Source organism: Paenibacillus sp. ACRRY, from assembly GCF_022346995.1.
Classification (GTDB): domain Bacteria; phylum Bacillota; class Bacilli; order Paenibacillales; family Paenibacillaceae; genus Paenibacillus.
On the sequence record NZ_JAKRNM010000002.1, the window covers coordinates 437,251 to 460,955 of the forward strand.

Genomic DNA, 23,705 nt, shown 5'->3' on the forward strand with positions numbered 1-23,705 from the left:
GGACTTGCCATGACATTGGCAGCACACAGCCGGAAAACAGGTGCACCCCAAGCGGTGTACCTTCACATTCCCTTTTGCACAAATAAATGCTTCTATTGTGATTTCAATTCCTATGTACTGAAGGACCAGCCTGTAATGCAGTACCTTGAAGCATTGGAGCGGGAGATGGAGCATACCGTCAAGGCCAATCCACCAGGAGAGATCAAAACCATTTTTGTGGGTGGTGGCACACCTACGGCTTTGAAGCCGGACGAAATGGCCGTGTTCCTGCGGTCAGTTAAAACGTATTTCCCGAATTGGGCGGACGATATTGAATTTTCGATGGAAGCCAACCCGGGGACGACAGATGCCGAGAAGCTAGCCGTGATGAAAGAAGGCGGAGTGAACCGCGTCAGCTTCGGCGTACAGGCTTTTCAAAATGACCTGCTGACAGGCATTGGTCGGATTCATAATACGGACGATGTATACCGTAGTCTGGAGAATGCCCGCAAGGCAGGATTGACGAATCTGTCCATCGACCTGATGTTTGGCCTGCCAAATCAAACCGTGGAAATGCTGAATGAGAGTATTGATAAGGCGCTTGCGCTCGATTTGCCTCACTATTCCATATACAGTTTGAAAGTGGAAGAGAATACGCTGTTCCATACGTTGTATCAAAAAAATCAACTGCCGCTCCCTCATGAGGATGATGAGCTGCAGATGTATCTTCTATTAATGAAGCGAATGAAAGAAGCGGGGTACGGCCAATACGAGATCAGTAACTTTGCCAAACCCGGATTCGAGAGTCGGCACAACATTACGTACTGGCGTAATGAGGACTATTATGGTCTTGGAGCTGGTGCGCATGGTTACGTGGGCCGTGAGCGTCATATGAATATTAAAGGTATAAATCCTTATGTTGAAGCTTCCCGCCGGGGACTGCCTCGCCTGGATCATTTTGAGATCAGCCGTGCGGAAGCCATGGAAGATTATCTGATGGTTGGACTTCGAATGCTGGAGGGCGCATCCGCTTCGCGGTTCAGTGAACAGTTTGGTGAATCCATCGAAGACGTGTTTGCTAAGCCGCTTGGCAAAATGCTGAATGCAGGACTGCTTGAACGGACGTCAGACGGCTTCCGGCTCAGTGAACAGGGGATCCTGTTCGGTAACGACGTTTTTGCCGAGTTTATCGGGTCAATATCGCTGAATTCGTAGCTTGAAATTCCATACACTCTGTTGTATATTTATTCATATTGATTTTACAGAGCGTGTTTGGATAACAACTACGAAGTCAGCTTTCCTCTGGAAAGCTTGTATAGGAGGAGAGCGGGATGTCGGCGATATGCAGAAAAGCCGTGCCGGAAGATGTTGAACCATTGTTTGAAATGATTAAGGGATATGCTGAACGTGGGATCATGCTTCCGCGATCAAGGGAAGTACTGCATCGGCAGCTGGAACACTTTGTTGTAGCCGAAGTGAACGGTGAGGTGGTGGGCTGCGGCTCGCTGTGCCGTCTGGGTAATGATCTGGTGGAAGTTAGATCGCTTGGCATCTCCGAAGGACACAAAGGTATGGGTATTGGTTCCTTGCTCCTGGACCGTTTGGTGGAGGAAGCTGAGAAGCAGCAAATTCCCAAGGTCATGGCACTGACATACGAAGTTTCCTTTTTCCTCAAAAATGGTTTTGCCGTGGTGAACAAAGAGATATTCCCGGAAAAAGTGTGGACAGACTGCGTTCATTGCAGCAAGCAGGACTGCTGTGATGAGATCGCGGTGCTGAAGGAATTGAATGTATCTGCATAAAATAATGAAGGACCGCATGCTTCGGAAGAATGGAAATTTCGTCTGAGCAGGGTCCTTTTCTTTTATAGTCATTAGTGACTAATGGTGTTATGACCGGCCAAGAATGGTCTATACTATAAATAGATGATTGCACTCATCAAACTGACTTGACAATCTTCACGTCAGTTTGGTATTTTTGTATTACCGCTTAGCACTCATCTAACCGGAGTGCTAACGACATGGGACAGTACAGTCAGAAGGAGGGAATACTCACCATGTTAACAGAGCGTCAACGTATGATTCTGAACGCTATAGTGGATGACTATATCCGTTCAGCTGAGCCCGTAGGGTCCCGAAGCATTTCCAAAAGGGGAGATGTTGGATACAGTCCGGCTACGATCCGTAATGAAATGGCGGATCTCGAAGATATGGGTTTTCTGGAACAGCCGCATACCTCGGCAGGCCGTATCCCTTCGCATAAAGGCTATCGATACTATGTCGATCATTTGGTTCCCTGGAATCAGGTGGAGCCGCAAGAGCTGGATGATCTAAAATCATTCTTTGCCGAAAAACTGAATGTCATGGAGCAAGTGATTCAACATGCATCAGTCATCTTGTCGCACATGACCAATTATACTTCAATCCTGCTTGGACCCGAAGTGTTTCACACGTCGCTGCGCCACTTTCAACTGCTTCCGCTAAATGAAAATACGGCCGTGGCTATTATTGTGACCAACACGGGTCAAGTTGAGAATAAGACTGTTCAAATTCCTCCAGAGATCTCGGTAGCCGAGATGGAGAAAGTGGTTAACTTGCTTAACGCCAAACTGGTAGGAGTGCCTATCTACAAATTAAAATCCCGTCTCTACACCGAGCTGGGGCAAGAGATGGAACGGCACATTTCACGCTACGAGGAAGTTATGCAGGTGCTGAACAGTGCTTTTGACAACGAACATGATAACCGTCTTTTCCTTAGTGGTGCAACGAATATGTTAACCCAACCGGAATTCAAAGATGTCGAAAAGGTAAAAGATATTCTTGACCTGCTGGATGAGACACCAACACTCATGAAATTAATGATGCCTGTACCGGGTGGATCAGGTATTCAGGTGCGTATCGGCACCGAGAATGATCATGAAGCCTTCGCCAACTGCAGTTTGATTACAGCATCCTATTCATTGGATGGAGAAGCTTTGGGATCAATCGGGATACTGGGACCCACACGGATGGATTATGCACGTGTCATTCATATTTTAAATACATTATCTCGTGATTTAACGGCTATGCTAACGCATCGCTTCAAATAGGAAACATGCTGCAAGCCATAAGGATACGGGATTGAACGAATTCATTAGTATAAGGAGGTGAACATCTTGAAAGAGGAGCAATCATTCGCAGCAGAAGAACAGGAACAGCAGGAAACAACAGCGGCCGAGAGCCAGGGGCCTGTTAACGAAGCAGGAGCTGCAGAAGCGCAAGCTGAGGAGATGGCAGATCAGGGGCAAGATGAGCTCGCACGTTTGAAGGCAGAGGTTGAGGAAACACAGCAGCGCTTTGTCCGTGCTCAAGCTGACTTTGATAACTTCCGTCGCCGTACACAAAAGGAAAAAGAGGAACTGGCGAAGTATGCTTCAATGAAGTTGGTCACCGAACTGGTGCCGGTTATTGATAACTTCGAACGTGCCATGGCTACTGTGCCGGAAGGTACGGAGTCCGAATCTTTCTCCAAAGGCATTCAAATGATCTTCCGCCAGCTCGAAACGGTGCTGAACAATGAAGGTCTGACTGCAATGGACACGGTTGGACAGCCGTTTAATCCTGAATTCCACCAAGCCATTATGCAAGTGGAGTCCGACGAGTATGAAGAAGGTACCGTTGTGGAGGAAGTCCAAAAAGGCTATATGCTGAAGGATAAAGTACTTCGTCCTGCCATGGTTAAAGTCAGCTCATAATTTTGTTTCAGAATACTGGGCTCGCTCCATTGGGATGTAAGCTGTGACGAAGTTTAATATAAAGGTTTACACACATAGAGCACGATAAGGATGAATTGCAAATAAGGATCAACCTGATCCATTTTAAATAGTTGAGGGAGGAAATTTTCCGATGAGCAAAGTAATCGGTATTGACTTAGGAACAACCAACTCTTGCGTAGCGGTAATGGAGGGCGGCGAGGCTGTCGTTATCCCTAACCCGGAAGGTGCACGTACAACCCCATCTGTAGTGGGTTTCAAAAAAGATGGAGAGCGCGTTGTTGGTGAAACAGCTAAACGCCAAGCAATCACGAATCCGGATCGTACGATCATCTCGATCAAACGTCACATGGGTACTTCCCACAAAGAAACAATCGATAGCAAAGATTATTCTCCACAAGAGATCTCTGCCATCATCCTGCAAAAATTGAAATCCGATGCCGAAGCTTACCTTGGCCAAACGGTAACACAAGCGGTTATCACGGTACCGGCTTACTTCAATGACAGCCAGCGTCAAGCAACCAAAGATGCAGGTAAAATCGCAGGTTTGGAAGTTTTGCGTATCGTCAACGAGCCAACTGCAGCAGCTTTGGCATACGGTATGGAGAAATCCGAAGACCAAACCATTCTCGTATATGACTTGGGTGGCGGTACATTCGACGTATCCATCCTTGAACTGGGTGACGGCTTCTTCGAAGTTAAAGCAACTAGTGGTGACAACCAACTGGGTGGCGATGACTTTGACCAAGTTATCATCGATTATCTCGTAAGTGAATTCAAAAAAGATCAAGGCATTGACCTTAGCAAAGATAAAGCAGCAGTTCAACGTTTGAAAGATGCAGCGGAAAAAGCGAAAAAAGAACTTTCCGGCGTATTGACTACAACGATTTCCCTGCCGTTCATCACTGTAGCTGACGGCGTTCCTCAGCACTTGGAGTTGAACCTGAGCCGTGCGAAATTCGAAGAAATCTCTGCTGGTCTGGTTGAGCGTACGCTTGAACCAACTCGACGTGCATTGAGCGATGCTGGCATGACTGCTAATGATATCGACAAAATCGTTCTGGTTGGTGGTTCCACACGTATTCCTGCAGTACAGGAAGCGATCAAGAAACTGACTGGTAAAGAGCCTCACAAAGGCGTTAACCCGGATGAAGTTGTAGCTTTGGGTGCAGCTGTACAAGCGGGCGTACTGACAGGTGACGTAAAAGACGTTGTATTGCTCGACGTAACTCCACTGTCCCTGGGTATCGAAACTGCAGGTGGCGTATTTACCAAAATGATCGAGCGCAACACAACGATCCCTACATCCAAGTCCCAAGTGTTCTCCACATATGCAGACAACCAACCAAGCGTTGAGATCCATGTCCTGCAAGGGGAACGTGAAATGGCAGCTGGCAACAAAACGCTCGGACGCTTCATGCTGGGAGATATTCCACCGGCTCCACGTGGTGTTCCGCAAATCGAAGTTAGCTTCGATATTGATGCCAACGGTATCGTTAACGTATCTGCAACAGACAAAGGTACGAACAAAACGCAAAAAATCACCATCACTTCTTCCAGCGGTTTGAGCGATGCTGAAGTTGAACAAATGATGAAAGATGCTGAGCTGCACGCTGAAGAAGATAAAAAACGCAAAGAGCTCGTTGAAGCGAAAAACAGTGCAGATCAACTGATCTACTCTGTGGACAAAACGATCAAAGATCTTGGCGAAAAAGCAGATGCTGGCGAAGTTGAGAAAGCCAATGCTGCAAAAGAAAAACTGCAAGGCGTGCTGGCTTCCGACAACTTGGAAGATATCAAAGCAGCTACAGAAGAACTGACAGAGATTGTGCAACAACTGTCCGTTAAACTGTATGAGCAAGCACAAGCACAAGAGCAAGCAGCTCAAGGTGCTGAAGAGCAACAAGGTTCCGCTAAACGTGACAACGTCGTAGACGCTGATTACGAAGTCGTGGATGAAGATAAAAAACAAAACTAATCTGTGGTTTTTGTGGATTAATCATCGGTGACGTTCGGATCGAGGGGAAAGTCATAGCCGGGTCTTCCGTGCTTTGACTTTCCTTTTGTCACGATGTGCGATAAGGTGAATGTTATGGGGGTGGAAGAGTGGCTGAAAAACGTGATTATTATGAGGTGCTCGGCGTTGGCAAAAATGCAAGCGACGAGGAAATCAAAAAGGCCTACCGTAAGCTTGCCCGTCAGTATCACCCTGACGTAAACAAGGCAGAAGATGCGGAAGCCAAATTTAAGGAAGTAAAAGAAGCTTATGATGTAGTCAGCGACAGCCAGAAGCGGGCTCAGTATGATCAGTATGGTCATATCGATCCGAATCAGGGTGGATTCGGCGGTGGCGGTGATTTCGGCGGCGGCGGATTTGGCGACATCTTCGATATGTTCTTTGGTGGTGGCGGCGGACGACGTGATCCGAATGCTCCGCAACGGGGAAATGATCTGCAGTACACCATGACCATTGAGTTCAAGGAAGCGGTGTTCGGCAAAGAAACCGACATTACCATTCCGCGTACCGAAAGCTGTGATACGTGTCATGGTTCAGGTGCCAAACCGGGTACGAAGCCGAAGACTTGTTCGGTCTGCCAAGGTAGCGGTCAACAGGAAGTCGTGCAAAACACACCATTTGGCCGCATGGTCAATCGTCGTGCTTGTTCGAACTGTAATGGTTCTGGTCAAATCATTGAAGAAAAATGTACAACATGCAGCGGCAGTGGTAAAGTCCGCAAGCAGCGCAAAATTCATGTTCGCATTCCGGCAGGTGTGGATGACGGCGCTCAACTGCGCATGACTGGTGAAGGCGAAGGTGGTCTGCGAGGTGGACCAGCAGGAGACCTGTATATCGTCATTCGTGTGAAATCACATGATTTCTTTGAGCGTGAAGGCGATGATATCTACTGTGAAATTCCACTTACATTTGCTCAGGCAGCATTGGGTGACGAGATTGAGATTCCAACGTTGACTGAAAAAGTGAAGTTGAAAATTCCAGCGGGTACACAAACCGGAACGTATTTCCGTCTCAAAGGCAAAGGGGTTCCACGCCTGCGTGGTATGGGCCAAGGGGATCAACATGTAAAAGTGGTTGTTGTTACACCAAGCAAGCTGAATGATGAGCAGAAAGATCTGCTTCGTCAAATCGCTGCACTGGATGGAGAGCAAACCCATGAACATGAGCAATCCTTCTTTGACCGGGTGAAACGGGCTTTCCGCGGAGACTAAGCATCAACATATAATATGTTTAAGGACACCATGGCGATAAATCGCGTGGTGTCCTTTTTTACATATATAGGATTCAAGCTTGACTTTTGCTACTAAGTTACATGATATAAGCTCTCCATAAGAGGTGTTCCACGTGAGAGAATCCTGCATAATATGAGCAATACTGCGGAAAGATAGCAAGGCGAGAATGATCATGCATAACTGTATGCGCAATATTGGGAAGTAGGTGAACCGAATGACCGAAAAAAACATTTTGGCCTATTTTCATAGTCCGGAGCAGGCCGAGGGGGCAGCCAAAAAGTTGGAAGCCTTGCGTGTGGAAGGCCTGTCCATTAATCGTTTCAGCCGTTATGCAGGGATTGGACCCAGTGGCGCTTCCTATACGCCAGGGGTTTCTGGCAGCTTCTCATCATGGGTACCTGGTGCGCTTGGTACGAATGCAACAGCGGGAATCATGGCCGCAGCAGATCCCTCTGCGAGTGGTATGAGTGATGGTGGACAAGAAGGTCCTACCGGTAGAGATGTATTGTTAACGGTTGTGGTTGACGAAGCTGTACATCACCGGGCGTTATCCATTATTGAACAAGCTGGTGGAATGATCTAGGGAAGTGGACTAACCTATTTTGAAGGAGGATTATAACGATGGCTGAGCACGAACGCCCAGGCAAGATTTTGACAAAAACGGAAAAGATGAAACGGATGCAATCCGCTAAAAACGAAGATGTTGAATTCAGCGCCGAGATTGCGGACCATGATGACGTAGAGGCATTGCGGCGCAGTGAAGCGGCTGATCGTCGTCAGGGACGGGAGCTTCATGAATGAAGAACGCTCGGCTGTAACCATCGAGGCGGTCTTCACCAGCTGGACTGAAGCAGAATCTGCACGAAGAGCTCTGGCATTGCTGCATCCGAATCAGTTGAGCATCGAGAGTCTTACGAGCGAATCCTTTTCCAGAAGCGCAGAACCGCACGAGCGTATGGATGAAGCACCTACTGCCTTGACTGGGGGATTCAGTGGGGAGCTGAATGTACTTGCACTCATCAGTGACGAGACAGAGATCTTGTCCAATGGCGAGGTCATGGATAATACAGAACAGCGTGCATCTGTTCCCTCGAAGCAAGAAATACTGTTGACCGTTTCTGTACCTAGTGACTATCTCCCTCAAGCGGCTGAGATGATTACCCAGAACGGTGGACGTTTCTGCTGAGAGCTCTCCCTTTTCTTGGCACAATCGAAACAGGATATCCGAGCAGTTAGCTGCGGATGTCCTGTTTTTTTGATTTAAATCTCAGGAACGGTTTTGTGCTCCTGCTCCCTTGTGTAGTACAATGATTGGGATGTTTGAAAAATGAGGAGGAAAAATCAAGTATGTTATGGCATGAACTAACAATACATACCACAGAAGAAGCTGTGGAAATGATCTCGAATTTTTTGCATGAAGCAGGTGCTGGAGGGGTCTCGATCGAAGAATCTGGCACATTAAATAAAGAGCGTGATACGTCTTATGGCCAGTGGTATGAGCTGCCTTTGAATGATATTCCGGAAGGTCTGGCTGTTATTAAAGGGTATTTCTCGGAAGGTACGGACATGGAATCCCTTAAAGCCGAGGTTAACCCTAGAATTGAGCAGCTCTCCGAATTTGATATTGATGCAGGTGAGATCCGGTATGAGGTTCGTACGGTGGATGAAGATGACTGGGCTAATGCCTGGAAACAGTATTTCAAGCCCGTCCGCGTATCTGATCGTTTGACGATCAAACCGACATGGGAAGACTACACACCCGAAAGTCCGGAAGAGAAGATCATCGAACTGGATCCAGGTATGGCTTTTGGTACCGGTACACATCCGACAACCTCCCTTTGCTTGCGGACACTGGAAACGGTAATCCAGGGTGGTGAGGAAGTCATCGATGTGGGTACAGGCTCGGGTATATTGGCGATTGGTGCCATTCAGCTGGGTGCAAAGCATGTTCTGGCACTGGATCTTGATCCGGTCGCCGTTTCGAGTGCGAAGGAGAACGTGCATCTGAACGGCTTGGAGCAGCAAGTTACGGTTAAAGAGAGTGATCTCCTATCTGTTCTTGGAAGCCAGGATCCTGCACTGGGTGTTCAGTTGCCTGTGAAAGTAATCGTAGCCAATATTTTGGCCGAGATTATTATGCTATTTATTGATGATGTATACAATGCACTGGAACCAGGCGGTGTCTATATTGCTTCAGGTATCTGGAAAAACAAAGAGCAGGTTGTGCATGATGCACTCGTTGCTTCCGGCTTTGAAATTAGTGCGGTCCACCGTGATGAGGACTGGCTGGCTTACGTTGCCAGAAAGAGGTAACGGATGGACTTTCTGAATTCGTTCTTTCGTTATCCCATTGATCAGCTCCCGTTTTTCCTGCTGACGATTCTGATTGCTTTCACTGTACATGAGTTTGCACATGCGTACTTTGCCAATAAATTCGGGGATCCGACCGCCAAGCTGCTGGGTCGGGTCACCCTTAATCCGGCAGTTCACTTTGATTTGTTTGGCGTGCTGCTGCTTGTGATTGCCGGGTTCGGTTGGGCGCGCCCTGTTCCGGTCAATCGTGCGAATTTTGATAAGCCCAGATTAATGGGAGTTATTGTATCGTTTGCTGGACCGCTTAGCAATTTGCTTTTGGCTATTGTGGGGACCATTATCTATGCTTCTCTTGTAGGTTCGGGAGTTTTAGGTGGAATTGAGAATGAACGGTTATTCACGGCGATCTCCATGTTCTTCTCCATTTTCAATCTGACAAACTTTTTCCTGTTCCTCTTTAACCTGATCCCATTGCCGCCACTGGATGGTTACCGGATTCTTGAAGATGTATTGCCACCTTCGGTTAGCCGCAAACTGCAAGGCGTTGAACAATGGTCCATTTTTATTTTTCTCTTAATTCTGATTATTCCTCCGCTGCAGAACGCTACAATTCAGCCATTATATGAATTAGCGCAGAATATGTATGTTAATTTGGCAAAAGGAATCATTGGATTATATCGATAATATCGCTCGTCTTTTTGGACTGAAATGCTAGTCAGAAGGACATAAAAGTTGTATGATCATCTGTGGCGATTGGATTCATGCCTGCCGCAAGGCAGGGTGAATGCCAGTCATAACAGGAAAGAATAGGTGGATAAACCCATGCAGCGTTATTTTGTATCTGCAGAACAGCTTACAGAGCATTCTGTTGTCATTCTGGGAGATGATGCGCGCCATATCGGTAAAGTGATGCGTGGCAAGCCTGGAGATAAACTGATTGTCAGTGATGGACAGAGTCGTGAGGCTTTGGTGGAGATTGAAAGTATCGAAGCTGGCCAGGTAACGGCAAATATCGTGGAATCTCTGAAAATGGACCATGAAGCCCGTATTCGCGTAACGGTGGCCCAGAGCTTGCCGAAGGGCGACAAGATGGAGACGGTTATTCAGAGATGTACCGAAATCGGAGCGGTAGCCTTTGTACCTTTCCTCTCGGAACGGACGATTGTTCAATATGACGCCAAGAAAGAAGGCAAACGGTTGGAGCGGTGGCGCAAAATTGCCAAGGAAGCCGCTGAACAAAGTCATCGGAATCGCATTCCATCCGTCGAGCAGCCACTTTCCTGGAAAGGGCTGCTGTCTTCTTTTGAGGGCTACAGTTTAGTATGTTATTGTTATGAAAAGGAGAACGGTATGCAGCTGCGCGATGCGCTGAAGCCGTTTATTGAACAGCTCGCATCTGATGCGGCTGCAGACGTGTTGATTGTGGTTGGACCTGAAGGCGGGTTCTCCGAGAGAGAAACGCTGGAAGCCGATCAGGCAGGCGCGGTATCCGTAGGGCTGGGCAAGCGAATTTTGCGTGCCGAGACCGCAGGGATGGCAGCGCTGACTTGTGTTTTATATGAATCCGGAGAAATGGGGGGAATGTAATTATGCCATCCGTGGCGTTTTACACCTTGGGCTGCAAAGTTAACTTTTATGATACAGAGGCGATCTGGCAATTGTTCAAAAATGAAGGATATGATCAAGTAGACTTCGATGAACAGACAGCAGATGTATATCTGATTAATACATGTACGGTAACGAATACCGGGGACAAAAAGAGCCGTCAAATCATCCGTCGTGCCATTCGTCGCAACCCGGATGCGATTGTAGCGGTTACGGGCTGTTACGCCCAAACTTCGCCAGCAGAGATTCTCGACATTCCTGGAGTGGATCTCGTCATCGGAACACAGGACCGGGACAAAATTTTACCTTACGTTCGCGAAATTCAGGAGTCCCGCCAGCCAGTCAATGCCGTACGGAACATTATGAAAACTCGTGTATTTGAGGAAATGGACGTGCCGGACTTCGCGGATCGTACGCGTGCATTCCTGAAAATTCAGGACGGTTGCAACAACTTCTGCACGTTCTGCATCATTCCATGGTCACGCGGGCTCTCCCGCAGCCGGGAAGCAAACAGCATTGTTCAGCAAGCCCATCAGCTTGTACATGCCGGTTACAAGGAAATTGTCCTGACAGGCATTCACACAGGTGGATATGGTGACGATATGGAGAACTACGATCTGACCGACCTGCTGTGGGATCTGGATAAAGTGGAAGGGCTGGAACGGATCCGTATCAGTTCCATTGAAGCCAGCCAGATCGATGATCGGATGCTCGACGTTATCAAACGTTCGGACAAGCTTGTACGCCACTTCCATATTCCGCTGCAGGCAGGCGATGACACGGTATTGAAACGCATGCGCCGCAAGTACACAACCGAGGAGTTTTATAACAAAATGCTTCGCATTCGCGAAGCAATGCCGGATGTGGCTATTACAACGGACGTTATCGTTGGTTTCCCGGGTGAGACAGACGAAATGTTCCGTAATGGCTATGAATTGATGAAAAAAATCGGTTTCTCGGAGATGCACGTATTCCCGTACTCCAAACGTACAGGAACACCGGCAGCCCGGATGGAAGACCAGGTGGATGAAGAAGTCAAGAATGCCCGTGTGCATGAACTGATCGACCTGTCTGAACAAATGCAGCTGGCTTATGCGCAGAAGTTTGTAGGCCAGGTTCTGGATGTCATTCCGGAAGGTGAAGCAAAAGGCCGTGAAGGCAGCGGAAAATTGCATGGTTATAGCGATAACTATATCCAGCTCGTATTTGATGGCTCTACGGACATGATCGGCAAAGTGTGCCGCGTTAAAGTGACCGAAGCTGGTGTGAACGAAAGCCAGGCTACACTGGTTCGAGTGTTGGAAGACAATCTGAAGTCCGCAGCGATGTAATCGTGGCGTCAAAAACAAGGATTTCATTTCCTTGGGGAGCGTACCCGGGGAGATGAGGTCCTTGTTTTTCAACTAAAGGCAAGACATATCTGTGAACGGGGGAAATCAGAATGAACAAAAAGGAAATATCCGCAGGTGGTGTAGTCTATCGTAAAGGGGAAGACGGCAGTCTTCAGATTCAGCTCATTGTGGATCGTTATGGCAAAACAACACTTGCTAAAGGCAAGATGGAAGCAGGAGAAACGGTAGAGGAAACCGCCTTGCGCGAGATTTTGGAAGAAACAGGCATGGTCGGTCGAATTGTGGAGCCTGTCGATATCATTGCCTACACATATCAGCACGTTGAGTTTGGTCCAGTAGACAAGGAAGTTCACTATTATCTGGTTGAAGCAGAGAGCGGAGACCTGCAGCCGCAGATCGAAGAGATCAAGGGTGTCGATTGGTACGCACCAGAAGAAGCCTGGTCAAGACAGCAGCAGAACGGTTACGACAACAACGATAACATTTTGCGTGTGGCACTGAACAAGCTGGGCATTAACGTATAATACTTGCCGAACACAGTGATGCTTGGTTCTTATCAAGAAGAGGAGCCAAGCATCAAGCCGCGGGCGACTTCGCTGATGGGGCGTGTGCCGGTGGTTTTTTGTGCCAGATGGGCAGATAGCATAGGGGTAATGCAAGCAGTGAGCTAATGATGTTAAAAAGGGTCTGGGCATGCGCAATCTGTGCCCCGTAGTCCGCTGACAGCCATGCTGAAGCTGCATGCAGCTGACCGATCAGCGGCATAAAAAGCAAGGCTCCCGCAATGTTCAATACGACATGGGAGGCTGCAACGAATTTGCCTGCGGACGCTCCGCCTGCGGCTGCAATGACAGCCGTGATACAGGTCCCGACATTGGACCCGATCACGATGGCAATACCGATCTCAACAGGCAGCACTCCTGTAGCCGCCAGCGTAATCGCCATGCTGATGACAGCTGCACTGCTATGAATGAGGGCTGTAAGGCAGGCACCTGCCAAAAATCCCCACCACAAGCTGTCAGCCGAGCGATCCAAAAACCACTGAAATACACCCATGCTGCGCAGGGGGACGGCGATGGATTGCATGACTTGAATACCGGTCATCACCAGAGCAAAACCCGCAGCTGCAAGAAAGCTGTACTGTGAGTTAATTAGGAATCTTCGGGTGTGTTCGGGGGCTGCATGATTGCGTTCACTAAGAACAACAAAGACAGCCCAACCTATAAGGGAAATGACTAGCAGGGGCAGGGCAGCACGTCCAATCTGTAACCCAATCAACTCGGTTGTCAGGCATGTACCGATGTTCGTGCCCAGAATAATGCCAAGTGTGCGACCATAGGTAATCAATCTTGCATTCGCGAGACCAATGGTGAGCACCGTAACGGCGGTACTGCTCTGTAGTATTGCCGTGGCTCCTGCACTGAAAGCCATGCCTTTCCATGGAGCCGAGGTAGCTCGGTTAAGCCATCCGGCCAGCATCGGCCCAGCCATTCGCTGCAGAGCAGTTTCCATCAGTTTCATTCCACCAAAAAAGATAATCAGCCCATATATAAGTGGCAGCACAATGTCTCTGAACATCTCGTTCCATCATTCCTTCCGTGCCTAGTCGTTATCTCATCTTATGAATAAGAGAGGACAACCATGACAGCCGGAGATAATTGATGCGAACTGAATTGGATCAGAAGACTGATTCATCAATATGTTCTTGTTCTTCACAATTTCTGTAATTTAGGGTTGTTCTTAACCTACTCACCTCATAATTCAAAAGATACGGTGATTCGTGCAAACGGAGCGGAGGGGACGGAATTGGATCAGAAGAAGCGAAGCGTTCGCGTTTATCCCTGGATTTTCCCTTTGTAGGAAGGGAATCAAAAAAATCCAGGGATAACAGCGATCGGAAGACCAATCCGTCCACGTAGCGGTCTCCCTCTGCACTAAACCTATCTTTTCAATCAAACTAACTAACTACAAAGGAAGTGGATTTACCTTGCCATCGGTTACACTGGAACGCAGTCGCAAAAAGCGGCTTGAACATGCACATCCATGGATATATAACAACGAAATTGCCTCGGTTGACGGTAACCCTGAACCGGGAGATCTGGTCAACGTATTGAATCATCAAGGTCGTTATCTGGCGACAGGATACTATAACCCGGCTTCACAGATTACAGTGAGAGTCGTTTCATATCAACCGCTGGAGTTTGAGCAGATGGACACTGCCTTTTTTGCCGCTCGCTTCAGCGACTGTCTGCGTCACCGGGAGCGTTTTATCCAGGATGGAGAGGCCTACCGTTTGGTTTATGGAGAAGCTGATTTTCTGCCGGGTCTGATCGTGGATCGTTTTGGCAGTATTCTTGTTGTACAGTTGCTTACCTTGGGAATGGATCGCTGCCGTGAAGCCATCGTACAGGCTCTGATCGAATTGATGCAGCCAGAGGGAATCTATGAGCGCAGTGATGTGCCGATTCGGGAGCTGGAAGGACTGGAGCAGACCAAAGGACCGCTGTACGGGGAGTGCCCACGTCATGTTACAGTTACCGAGAATGGATTGCTTATTAAAGTGGATATCGTGGAAGGCCAGAAAACAGGCTATTTCTTCGACCAGCGTGAGAATCGGGCGGCGATTGAACCGCTTATGAAGGGCTGGGGCTATAAAAGCGGGATTGCTTTGCAGGAAGTGGAACAAGAGGGAAGCCTTCAGCTGCTGCCTGTAAATAAAAGCGGTAAAGTGGTGACTTTCCCCTATTGGGATGGGGCTACTGTTCTGGAATGCTTCTCGCACACCGGCAGCTTCACGTTGAACGCCTGCAAATATGGAGCCAAAAAAGTCACATGCCTAGATATTTCAGAGCATGCTATTGAAAGTGCCCGCACCAATGTAGAATTGAATGGTTTTACGGATCGGGTAGAATTTGTTGTCGCTGATGCTTTCCAGTATTTGCGTGAGCAGGTCAAGGGAGTAGAAGAGCGTTCCGTACGTGCACGGGCAGCCGAACAGAAAGTGGATACCTCCAAAGCGCTTGCAGCTGGCGGCGGGAAAACATTTGATGTGGTCATTCTTGACCCACCTGCCTTTGCCAAAACCAAATCAGCAGTCAAAGGCGCCTGCCGTGGATACAAGGATATTAACCTGCATGGCATGAAGCTTGTTAATGAAGGTGGGTATTTGGTAACGGCGAGCTGTTCGTATCATATGCGTCCTGATCTCTTCCTGGAAACGATTGCGGATGCAGCTGAAGATGCGGGTAAGGTACTGCGACTGATTGAATGGAAAGCTGCCGGCAAGGATCACCTGCAAATTTTGGGTGTGGATGAAGGGCATTACTTAAAATTTGCAATTTTTGAAGTGCGCAGCAAAACAAACTGATCTGCCATTGTTAAAAAATGACGTTAAGAAACTAGTCCACAGTGTAAAAGCTGTGGGCTTGTTTCGTGTTACAGGAAATCATTCTGTCTTTACCGGATTGTGGCAAACGTATGTTCCGAACCAGGTCAGTTATGTTATACTGGGAATTAAAATCTTGTTCGTGATGGTTTGGAGGATTAGACATGTCTGTACGCTTTATTATTGGCCGGGCAGGCAGCGGCAAGACGACGCTGATTACCCGGGAAATTACGTCTTTGCTTCAACAGGAGCCTCAAGGCAAACCACTCATATGGTTGGTTCCGGAACAAAGCTCGTTTCGCACCGAGCAGGCTCTGGTTTCTTCTGGCGCGATCAAAGGCACCATGCGTGCAGAAGTATTGGGTTTTCGCCGATTAGCCTATCGTATCATGCAGGAAGCGGGTGGTTCTGCTCGAATTCCAATCGGAGCCGAGGGGAAAAAGATGCTGCTTTATAAAGTACTTCAGCGGCGCAAGGAAGAGTTGAAGCTTTTTGGTGCTTCGGGCAATCAATTGGGTTTTATAGGGCACTTAAATGATTTATACAGTGAGTTTAAGCGTTATGAACTAGATCCCGGCTTGTTGGAAGAAGGCCTCTCTAATTGGAATACGTCTTCTTCGGCACCGATCCTGGGTGATAAATTACATGATTTGCTTCTTATATATCGAGATTATGAACAGGAACTAACGGAACTCTACATCGATGATGAAGACACACTGACAGAACTGAACGACCGTTTAGCAGAAAGTGAGCTTCTTCAGGATGCACAAATCTGGATTGATGGCTTTCAGGGCTTTACACCGCAGGAAATGAGCGTGATTGGAAGACTGATGCTTCAGTCCTCTTCAGTGACCATTACGTTGACCTTGGATCGGCCATATGATCACGGGGCACTGCCCAGCGAATTGGATCTGTTCCATCCAACAGCGAGCGCATATGCGAGGCTCAAAGGTATGGCTGATGATCTGGGAGTCTTGAGCGAAACAACAGTGCTGCAGCCGGATGTTTTGCCAAGATATGAGCACAGCCCTGGTTTGGCCCATCTGGAGTCTGGGTTCGACCGACGGATTCGTTGGAAAAGTGATGGCCGCGATGCGGGCGTGAAGTTATTCGCAGCCGAAAATCGCAGGGCTGAGATGGAAGGTGCACTGCGTGAAATGCGTAGATTGGCTCAGGAGGAAGGCGTGCGTTACCGGGACATGGCCGTACTCGTTCGTCAGCTGGATGCCTATGCCGATATTGCCGAGCCGCTATTCAGGGACTATGATGTGCCCGTTTTCCTAGATCGCAGAAGAAGTGAGCTTCATCATCCGCTCTCCGAATTTATTCGTTCTGCAATTGATGTCGTTCGTCGCCGCTGGCGTTACGAAGATGTCTTTCGCTGTGTCAAAACAGATCTGCTGCTTCCTCGTGATGGTTCTATCACTCGTGAAGATATGGACCAGCTCGAAAACTATATACTCGCCTGTGGAATCCACGGATACCGTTGGACCGACGGTAAGCCTTGGAAATACGTCCCGAGTCTGTCTCTGGAAGACAATGGACAGGACGGCCGAAGCCGCGGGCGGGAACAAATGCTGTCGCTCATGGAAAAATGCCGAACGGTCATTACGGATCCGATGGCTGTGTTTGAGAAACGCATGATCAAAGCCAAGACGGCAAGAGAACAGTGTGCTGCATTATATGGACTACTCGAAGACGCAGAAATTCCCTGGAAGCTGGAAATGATGTCTGCTGAGGCAACAGCTCAGGGCGACCCGGAGCGTTCGCGGGAACATCGTCAGATGTGGGGAGCTGTTCTGGATCTGCTGGACCAGATGGTGGACATGATGGGAGCCGAACGACTGGACATCGATTTGTTCGCGGGCCTGATGGAGACGGGTTTGACCGAGCTGAAGCTAGGACTTGTCCCGCCGGCGCTGGATCAGGTGCTGGTCGGTTCCATGGACCGGACGCGGCTGCAGGATATCCAATATGTATTCATCCTGGGAGCCGTTGACGGTGAACTGCCGGCTGTGCCCCAGGAAGATGGCGTGTTAACGGAGCAGGAGCGGGAACTGTTGACCGAAAGAGGCCTCGGTCTTGGACCTGGAACAACAAGACGGATGCTGGACGAGCGTTTTCTGATCTATACCGCGCTGACTGCTGCAAGTAAGCAGTTGTGGTTAAGTTACCCTGTGGCTGATGATGAGGGCAAAATGCTTTTGGCTTCGGAAATTGTGAGACATGTACGAAAGATGTTCGGATTGAATGAAGTGCCACTTCTTGCGCAGCCGCCAGTAACGGGTTTGGAAGAAGCTCACTGGTCTTACGTTATTCATCCAGAGCAGAGTCTGTCGGTTCTGATTGGGCAGCTCCGCAGATGGCGCAGGGGTGAAGAGATTCCTGAACTCTGGTGGTCGGTCTACAACTGGCACTGCTCCAATGAGAGCCTCAGACCTCAGCTGGAGCGATTGCTGGGCTCCATTTTCTATCGCAATCGGGCATTACCACTGCGTACTTCAACAAGTCGCCGATTATATGGCACGGAGGTGCGGACAAGTGTTTCGCGAATGGAACGATTCGTGGCATGTCCATTCTCCCATTTTGCCTCACACGGGTTGCGATTGAAGGAGCGTCAATTATATCGTCTTCAGGCTCCGGACATCGGTCAATTGTTCCATGCTGCGCTGAGTCAGCTGGCTATACGATTGCGTGAAGAGAACCGCAGCTGGGGAAGCCTCTCTCCAGAACAATGCCGCAAGGAAGCGGAGCAAACGGTGGATCAGATTGCACCGCAGCTTCAGGGCGAAATTTTGCTGAGCACAAAGCGTTACGGCTACATTTTCCGCAAACTGAAGGACATTGTAAGCCGGGCTTCGGTCATTTTGGGTGAGCAATCCAGACGGGGGAGTTTTGAACCTATTGGTCTTGAGTTGGACTTTGGGCCAGGCAAACCTTTGCCGCCTCTTCGCTTCGAACTGGAGAACGGGTGTGTGATGGAGATTGTGGGCCGGATTGACCGAGTTGATGTGGCAGAGGGCGAAAATGGACTCTTGCTTCGGGTTATTGACTATAAATCAAGCCAGACGGATCTCAAATTGCATGAAGTGTACTACGGACTGTCCCTGCAGATGCTTACGTATCTGGAAGTGCTGCTTAGTGCTGCCGAAGAGTGGCTGGGAGAATCGGCAATGCCTGGAGGAACACTGTATTTTCATGTGCATAACCCATTGCTGCAATCTGCGAACGGCATGACCTCAGAACAGGCGGGACAGGAACTGCTGAAACGCTTCAAAATGAAGGGATTGCTTTTGGCAGATCGTGATGCCATCGCACAGATGGATAACACACTGGATAAAGGCTACTCGGCCATCATTCCTGTTGCACTCAAGGCGGACGGCAGTTTCTACAGCAGCGCAGCCGTAGCTACGCCAGACCAGTGGGACACGCTGCTCGCATCGGTTCGAGGCAATATCCGTGAGATCGGGACCCGAATAACGGATGGGGATGTGGCCATAGAGCCTTACCGTATTCAGCAGGAGGTTGCATGCACATTCTGTCCGTTTAAACCTGTCTGTCAATTTGATGAGAATATTGAAGGCAATGAATATAATCTGTTGTCCAAACCGGGCAAACAGCAAATCTGGGACATGCTGTCACACAACAAGGGAGGGGAGACGTCATGACGAATATGCCAAAACCGGAAGGCAGTTTCTGGAGCGATGACCAGTGGAGTGCAATTTCCCAGAGCGGTGAAGACATTCTCGTTGCTGCAGCAGCGGGGTCGGGTAAAACAGCTGTGTTGGTCGAACGGATTATTCGTAAAATAGCCGATCCTTCTCGTGGCTTCAGCGTGGATCGATTGTTGGTGGCTACCTTTACGAAGGCAGCGGCTGCTGAGATGAAGCAGCGTATTCGGGAAGCACTTGAACGTGCACTCGAGGAAGAGCCTGAGGAAGAGCATTTGCGCAAACAGTTATCGCTGCTTGGACGAGCTTCAATTACAACGCTGCATTCATTTTGTATGGAAGTCATCCGCCGTTACTATCAGCAAATTCCGCTTAACCCGGCTTTCCGGATATTGAACGAGAATGAAGCCGAAATGCTGCGTCAGGAGCTCCTGGAAGAACTTTTTGAAGATAAATACGGAGAAGAAGGCGAAGGCAGCACATTTCGTGAGCTTGTGGACTGGTTCAGTGGTGAAAGGAACGATGATGCCATGCACCGGCTTGTACAGCGCCTGTATGATTTCTCGCGCAGTCACTCCTGGCCGGATCACTGGTTATCGGAAATGGCGTCTGCATTTCAAGTTGAAAGCGTAGAGGCCCTTGGTCATTCACCATGGGTACAGAGCATTTTACGTGATGCCGCACTTACCCTGAGTGGTGCAGCGGGGCTCTTGCGTCAAGGTATCGGCATTGCGATGCAGCCGGAAGGGCCTAAACCTTACGCGGATACACTTAAGGAAGATCTGGCCATGGTGGAGGAGCTTCTGTCTGCAGTGGAGGTTATGCCATGGGAGAGACTGCCTGAAGTTTTTCAGCCCGCAGCTTTTGGCAAGCTGAAACCCTGCAAAAAGGATCAAACCGATCCGGCGCTGCAGGAACAAGTGAAGGAACTGCGGGAGGCAGCAAAAAAGGCAATCACCGATCTGAAAGGCTCGCTCTTTGGCCGGAGTGCATTTTCCTTCTGGCAGGAGCTGGAGCAGGCTGCTCCACTCATGCAGGAACTGTCCAAACTTGTAAGTGAGTTCGGCGAACGTTACAAGCTGGCCAAACAAGAACGTGGGCAGGTTGATTTTAGCGATCTGGAACATTATTGTCTTCACATTTTGCGTCATGAGGATTCCACGCCAGAGCTCTCCATGCCTTCAAATGCTGCAATGGAATATAGAGCGCGTTTCGATGAAGTGCTGCTGGATGAATATCAGGATACCAATACCGTTCAGGAAGATATCGTAAAGCTAATTTCCAGGGAGAATCCGGGCAATCGCTTTATGGTAGGGGATGTGAAACAGAGTATTTACCGTTTCCGCTTGGCTGAGCCGGGACTATTTCTGAATAAATACCGTCAATACAACTCTGGCACCCAAAGCGATGAAGGAGAAGGAAGCAAGCGGCGTGCAGGCAGACGCATTGACCTGGCACGTAACTTCCGCAGTCGTGCTGAGGTGGTTCATTCGGTAAATATGCTGTTCCGGCAGCTCATGAATGAGGGCGTAGCTGAGATCGCTTATGACGAACGGGCCCAGCTTGCCTACGGAGCTTCGTTTCCACCGGAAACCGAGGGAGATGAGGCCTATACACCGGAGCTGCTGCTGATTGACCGGCAAGGCGGGGGACCGGATCTGGGCGAGAGTGTAGATGAAAATGGAGATCAGCTGGCGTCGGCTGAACTCGAAAGTGTCGAACTGGAAACGGCTCAACTGGAAGCACGGGCTATGGCTCGGCGCATTCGGGAGATGGTTGGCGATACCGATCAGCCAGCTCTGAATGTGTACGATAAGGCGTTGAAAACAATGCGTCCTGTCCGTTACGGCGACATTGTGATCCTGCTGCGTTCTGCTTTAATGTGGGCTCCGTTAATGATCGAAGAATTCAGGCAACAGGGAATTCCGGCCGGTGGGGAGCAGAGCAAGGGGTATTTTCAGGCAACGGAAGTGGAGATCATGTTATCCCTGCTTCAGATCGTGGACAACCCAAGACAGGATATTCCGCTCGCTTCAGTCCTTCGTTCACCGATTTTGGGCTTAAATGAAGAGGATTTGGCACAAATCCGTCTGGGGGATAAAAGGCAGTCTTTCTATGACGCAGTGGTATCTGCTGTCCAGATCGGACAAGTGCCCAATGATGATTCGTCAGCGGTACAGATGCAATGGCCGGAAGTGTGGTCAGAAATTCAACAGGCAGAGCGGGAAGCGGCTGTTACAGCAGAGTCCGAGGTGCTTGAACAGCAATTTCTGAATGAGGATGAAGAAAGTGAAGGTAATCATGATCCAGAAGAGCACTCAGCCAGTGCAGGATCGGAATTGCAGCAGAAACTAATTCGTTTTATGAGCCAGCTGGAGCAATGGAGGCTTGAGGCACGTCAAGGCAGCCTAAGTGAGCTCATTTGGCGTATATACAGGGAGACCGGCTATTTAGACTGGGTAGGTGGTCTTCCGGGAGGTATACAGCGTCAAAGTAACCTGAAAGCCCTGTATGACCGTGCACGTCAATATGAAGAAGCGACGTCGAATCGGGGGTTGTTCCGCTTTTTGACCTATGTCTCCAGACTTCGTGAGAATGGTGGGGATCTGGGAACAGTGGCCGGATCAGGCGAACAGGATAATGCTGTCCGAATTATGACCATTCACCGGAGTAAAGGGTTGGAGTTTCCGGTTGTATTTGTGGCTGGCATCTCCAAAATGTTCAACCAGCAGGATTTGAATGCACCGTTCTTGATGCACAAGGAGCTTGGGTTCGGTCCAAGATTTGTGGATCGGGAAAATAGGGTGGCTTATCCCACATTGGCTAATCTAGCGATTCGACGCAGAGCCCAGTTTGAGCTGCTGGCTGAGGAGATGCGGGTGCTATATGTCGCACTGACTCGGCCCAAGGAGAAAATGATTCTGGTTGGGACGGTTAAGGATGCTGCCAAAAAAGCAGCCGCCTGGTCACAGATCAAAGACAGTTCGGAACTGATTCTGCCGGATTATCTGCTCGCGGCAGGACGAAGTTATCTCGATTGGATCGGACCGTCTCTAATTCGCCATCCGTCGGCAGCATCATTACGCGAACTGGCTGGTGTACAAGACTCCTATGCTGCTTGTCTGATGGATGATGAATCATGCTGGAGCATTTCCATCATGTCTGCCGATTGGGTATCCAGGGAGACCTTTGTGGATTCGAAACATGATGAGGAAGACGAATTGGCAGAAGCTCGCCAAGAGCGAATGAACGCGCTGCAAGCTGTGAAACCGGTAATTTTACACCCCTCCACAATCACTGGCGAGATGGATAGAGATTCGCAAGATGAACCTTCACGAGAAGACGTGAAGGTTGATCGGGTCGTAACGGAAACCGAATGGATGCAAAACGTAGAGCGTCGCCTATCATGGACATACCCATATGAAGCGGCAACCCGGATAGCAGCGAGCACATCCGTCTCAGAATTAAAGACAATGCTTGCGATTCAGGACCATCAGCCTCTCCATGTAATGGAAGAGTTGGAAAGACAAATGGATGATGCGGAGGTTCTCGAAAACCCGCAGTCAGAAGATCAAATCAGTGAAACACGTCATGATCGGACGGATGTCACGAACGAACACTCCTTCAAATTGCATTTGCGCCGCCCGAAGTTTATGGAAGAGAAACAATTGACGGGAGCTGAGCGCGGGACCGTGTATCACACGCTGATGCAGCATTTACCACTGGATGGAGCGAATGTCGATGCCTCAATTGTTGAACAGACGCTTGCAAGACTGACCAAACTTCAGATTTTGTTGCCTCATCAGGCAGAAGTAATTGAACCTGAACATTTGGCTAAATTCTTTCATACGGGACCAGGTACTGAGCTACTCCGTGCTGATTGGGTAAAACGGGAGATCCCTTTTATCTATGGACTTCCAGCAGAGCAATCTCCCGCCGAATGGCTGCAGCAGCTGTCATCGAATGCAGGAATGCAATCCCTGGATGAAGACAGCGGACTACAGGCTTCTTTGGATAATGAAACTGTACTTGTGCAGGGGATCATTGATTGTCTCTACGAGGTGGACGGAGAGCTTACGCTGCTGGATTACAAAACGGATCGGGTGCTGGAACATCGCGGAGGAGTAAATGAACTGACCAGAAACTATCGTTTTCAGCTGGAGCTGTATGGCCGGGCGATTGAAGATATTTTGGGGCGCAAGGTAGATCGGAAGTGGCTGTACTTCTTTGATGGTGGACATGCTGTAGAGCTTTAAATGAACGGTTGAAACCGAAGATATATTCGCTATATGTGTTTGCAACGAAAGTCATGAAGGGGACGAATCGGTTCTTAGAAACGATGGTGTCCCCTTTGTTTCCGCATTGGCTAGTGCCATTAGGATATGAGCTGCCAAGATTGG

18 protein-coding genes are annotated in these 23,705 nt (G+C 49.0%); 17 read left to right on the forward strand and 1 reads right to left on the reverse strand.

Annotated elements, in window-relative coordinates:
• The first annotated feature begins 9 nt into the window (after window positions 1–9).
• From hemW to MH144_RS11195, 14 genes are all read left to right on the forward strand, one after another.
• Window positions 10–1,194, forward strand: a complete 1,185-nt coding sequence (gene hemW, locus MH144_RS11130; protein WP_239299796.1) for a radical SAM family heme chaperone HemW — start codon at window positions 10–12, stop codon at window positions 1,192–1,194.
• A gap of 116 nt (window positions 1,195–1,310) precedes the next feature.
• The gene (locus MH144_RS11135; protein ID WP_095289839.1) at window positions 1,311–1,781 is read left to right on the forward strand and encodes an N-acetyltransferase; all 471 of its coding nucleotides are present in this window, start codon (window positions 1,311–1,313) and stop codon (window positions 1,779–1,781) included.
• A 254-nt stretch (window positions 1,782–2,035) separates the two neighbouring features.
• Window positions 2,036–3,067, forward strand: coding sequence for a heat-inducible transcriptional repressor HrcA (gene hrcA / locus MH144_RS11140; RefSeq protein ID WP_095289841.1), 1,032 nt, complete (start codon window positions 2,036–2,038; stop codon window positions 3,065–3,067).
• Window positions 3,068–3,133: 66 nt separating this feature from the next.
• Window positions 3,134–3,712 carry a nucleotide exchange factor GrpE gene (gene grpE, locus MH144_RS11145; protein WP_239299799.1) on the forward strand — a complete coding sequence of 193 codons (579 nt, stop codon included), beginning with the start codon at window positions 3,134–3,136 and terminating at the stop codon, window positions 3,710–3,712.
• 151 nt (window positions 3,713–3,863) lie between these two features.
• Entirely contained in the window at window positions 3,864–5,708 is a 1,845-nt protein-coding gene (dnaK, locus tag MH144_RS11150) for a molecular chaperone DnaK (RefSeq protein WP_175397471.1), read from the forward strand.
• Between the two features lie 128 nt (window positions 5,709–5,836).
• The gene (dnaJ, locus tag MH144_RS11155) at window positions 5,837–6,958 is read left to right on the forward strand and encodes a molecular chaperone DnaJ (protein WP_239299801.1); all 1,122 of its coding nucleotides are present in this window, start codon (window positions 5,837–5,839) and stop codon (window positions 6,956–6,958) included.
• A 235-nt stretch (window positions 6,959–7,193) separates the two neighbouring features.
• Window positions 7,194–7,562, forward strand: coding sequence for a hypothetical protein (locus MH144_RS11160; protein ID WP_239299803.1), 369 nt, complete (start codon window positions 7,194–7,196; stop codon window positions 7,560–7,562).
• Between the two features lie 38 nt (window positions 7,563–7,600).
• Window positions 7,601–7,780: a YfhD family protein gene (locus MH144_RS11165; RefSeq protein WP_239299805.1), complete on the forward strand. Its 180-nt coding sequence runs from the start codon at window positions 7,601–7,603 to the stop codon at window positions 7,778–7,780.
• Window positions 7,773–8,165 (forward strand): hypothetical protein, encoded by a 393-nt coding sequence (locus MH144_RS11170; protein ID WP_239299807.1) that lies wholly within the window; start codon window positions 7,773–7,775, stop codon window positions 8,163–8,165. Before MH144_RS11165 ends, MH144_RS11170 begins: the two co-directional genes overlap by 8 nt.
• A 161-nt stretch (window positions 8,166–8,326) precedes the next feature.
• Entirely contained in the window at window positions 8,327–9,292 is a 966-nt protein-coding gene (prmA, locus tag MH144_RS11175; RefSeq protein WP_239299809.1) for a 50S ribosomal protein L11 methyltransferase, read from the forward strand.
• Window positions 9,293–9,295: 3 nt separating this feature from the next.
• Window positions 9,296–9,976 (forward strand): site-2 protease family protein, encoded by a 681-nt coding sequence (locus tag MH144_RS11180; RefSeq protein ID WP_239299811.1) that lies wholly within the window; start codon window positions 9,296–9,298, stop codon window positions 9,974–9,976.
• Window positions 9,977–10,114: 138 nt separating this feature from the next.
• A complete protein-coding gene (locus tag MH144_RS11185; RefSeq protein ID WP_239299813.1) occupies window positions 10,115–10,879 on the forward strand; it encodes an RsmE family RNA methyltransferase in 765 nt (254 codons plus the stop codon).
• A 2-nt stretch (window positions 10,880–10,881) separates the two neighbouring features.
• Window positions 10,882–12,228, forward strand: coding sequence for a tRNA (N(6)-L-threonylcarbamoyladenosine(37)-C(2))-methylthiotransferase MtaB (gene mtaB, locus MH144_RS11190; RefSeq protein WP_095289859.1), 1,347 nt, complete (start codon window positions 10,882–10,884; stop codon window positions 12,226–12,228).
• Window positions 12,229–12,338: 110 nt separating this feature from the next.
• The gene (locus tag MH144_RS11195) at window positions 12,339–12,773 is read left to right on the forward strand and encodes an NUDIX hydrolase (RefSeq protein ID WP_239299816.1); all 435 of its coding nucleotides are present in this window, start codon (window positions 12,339–12,341) and stop codon (window positions 12,771–12,773) included.
• Window positions 12,774–12,825: 52 nt separating this feature from the next.
• Here the strand turns inward: MH144_RS11195 and MH144_RS11200 are convergent, their stop codons facing one another.
• Window positions 12,826–13,827 carry a Na/Pi cotransporter family protein gene (locus MH144_RS11200; RefSeq protein ID WP_239299820.1) on the reverse strand — a complete coding sequence of 334 codons (1,002 nt, stop codon included), beginning with the start codon at window positions 13,825–13,827 and terminating at the stop codon, window positions 12,826–12,828.
• A gap of 409 nt (window positions 13,828–14,236) precedes the next feature.
• Here MH144_RS11200 and MH144_RS11205 point away from each other — a divergent pair, with 409 nt between their 5' ends.
• The 3 genes from MH144_RS11205 to addA all read left to right on the forward strand — a co-directional run bounded on the left by MH144_RS11205 (window position 14,237) and on the right by addA (window position 23,561).
• Window positions 14,237–15,616, forward strand: a complete 1,380-nt coding sequence (locus MH144_RS11205) for a class I SAM-dependent rRNA methyltransferase (RefSeq protein ID WP_239299823.1) — start codon at window positions 14,237–14,239, stop codon at window positions 15,614–15,616.
• Between the two features lie 182 nt (window positions 15,617–15,798).
• Complete coding sequence (gene addB, locus MH144_RS11210) at window positions 15,799–19,302, forward strand: helicase-exonuclease AddAB subunit AddB (RefSeq protein WP_239299825.1); 3,504 nt, start codon at window positions 15,799–15,801, stop codon at window positions 19,300–19,302.
• Window positions 19,299–23,561, forward strand: a complete 4,263-nt coding sequence (gene addA / locus MH144_RS11215) for a helicase-exonuclease AddAB subunit AddA (RefSeq protein ID WP_239299827.1) — start codon at window positions 19,299–19,301, stop codon at window positions 23,559–23,561. Before addB ends, addA begins: the two co-directional genes overlap by 4 nt.
• The last annotated feature ends 144 nt before the right edge of the window (window positions 23,562–23,705 follow it).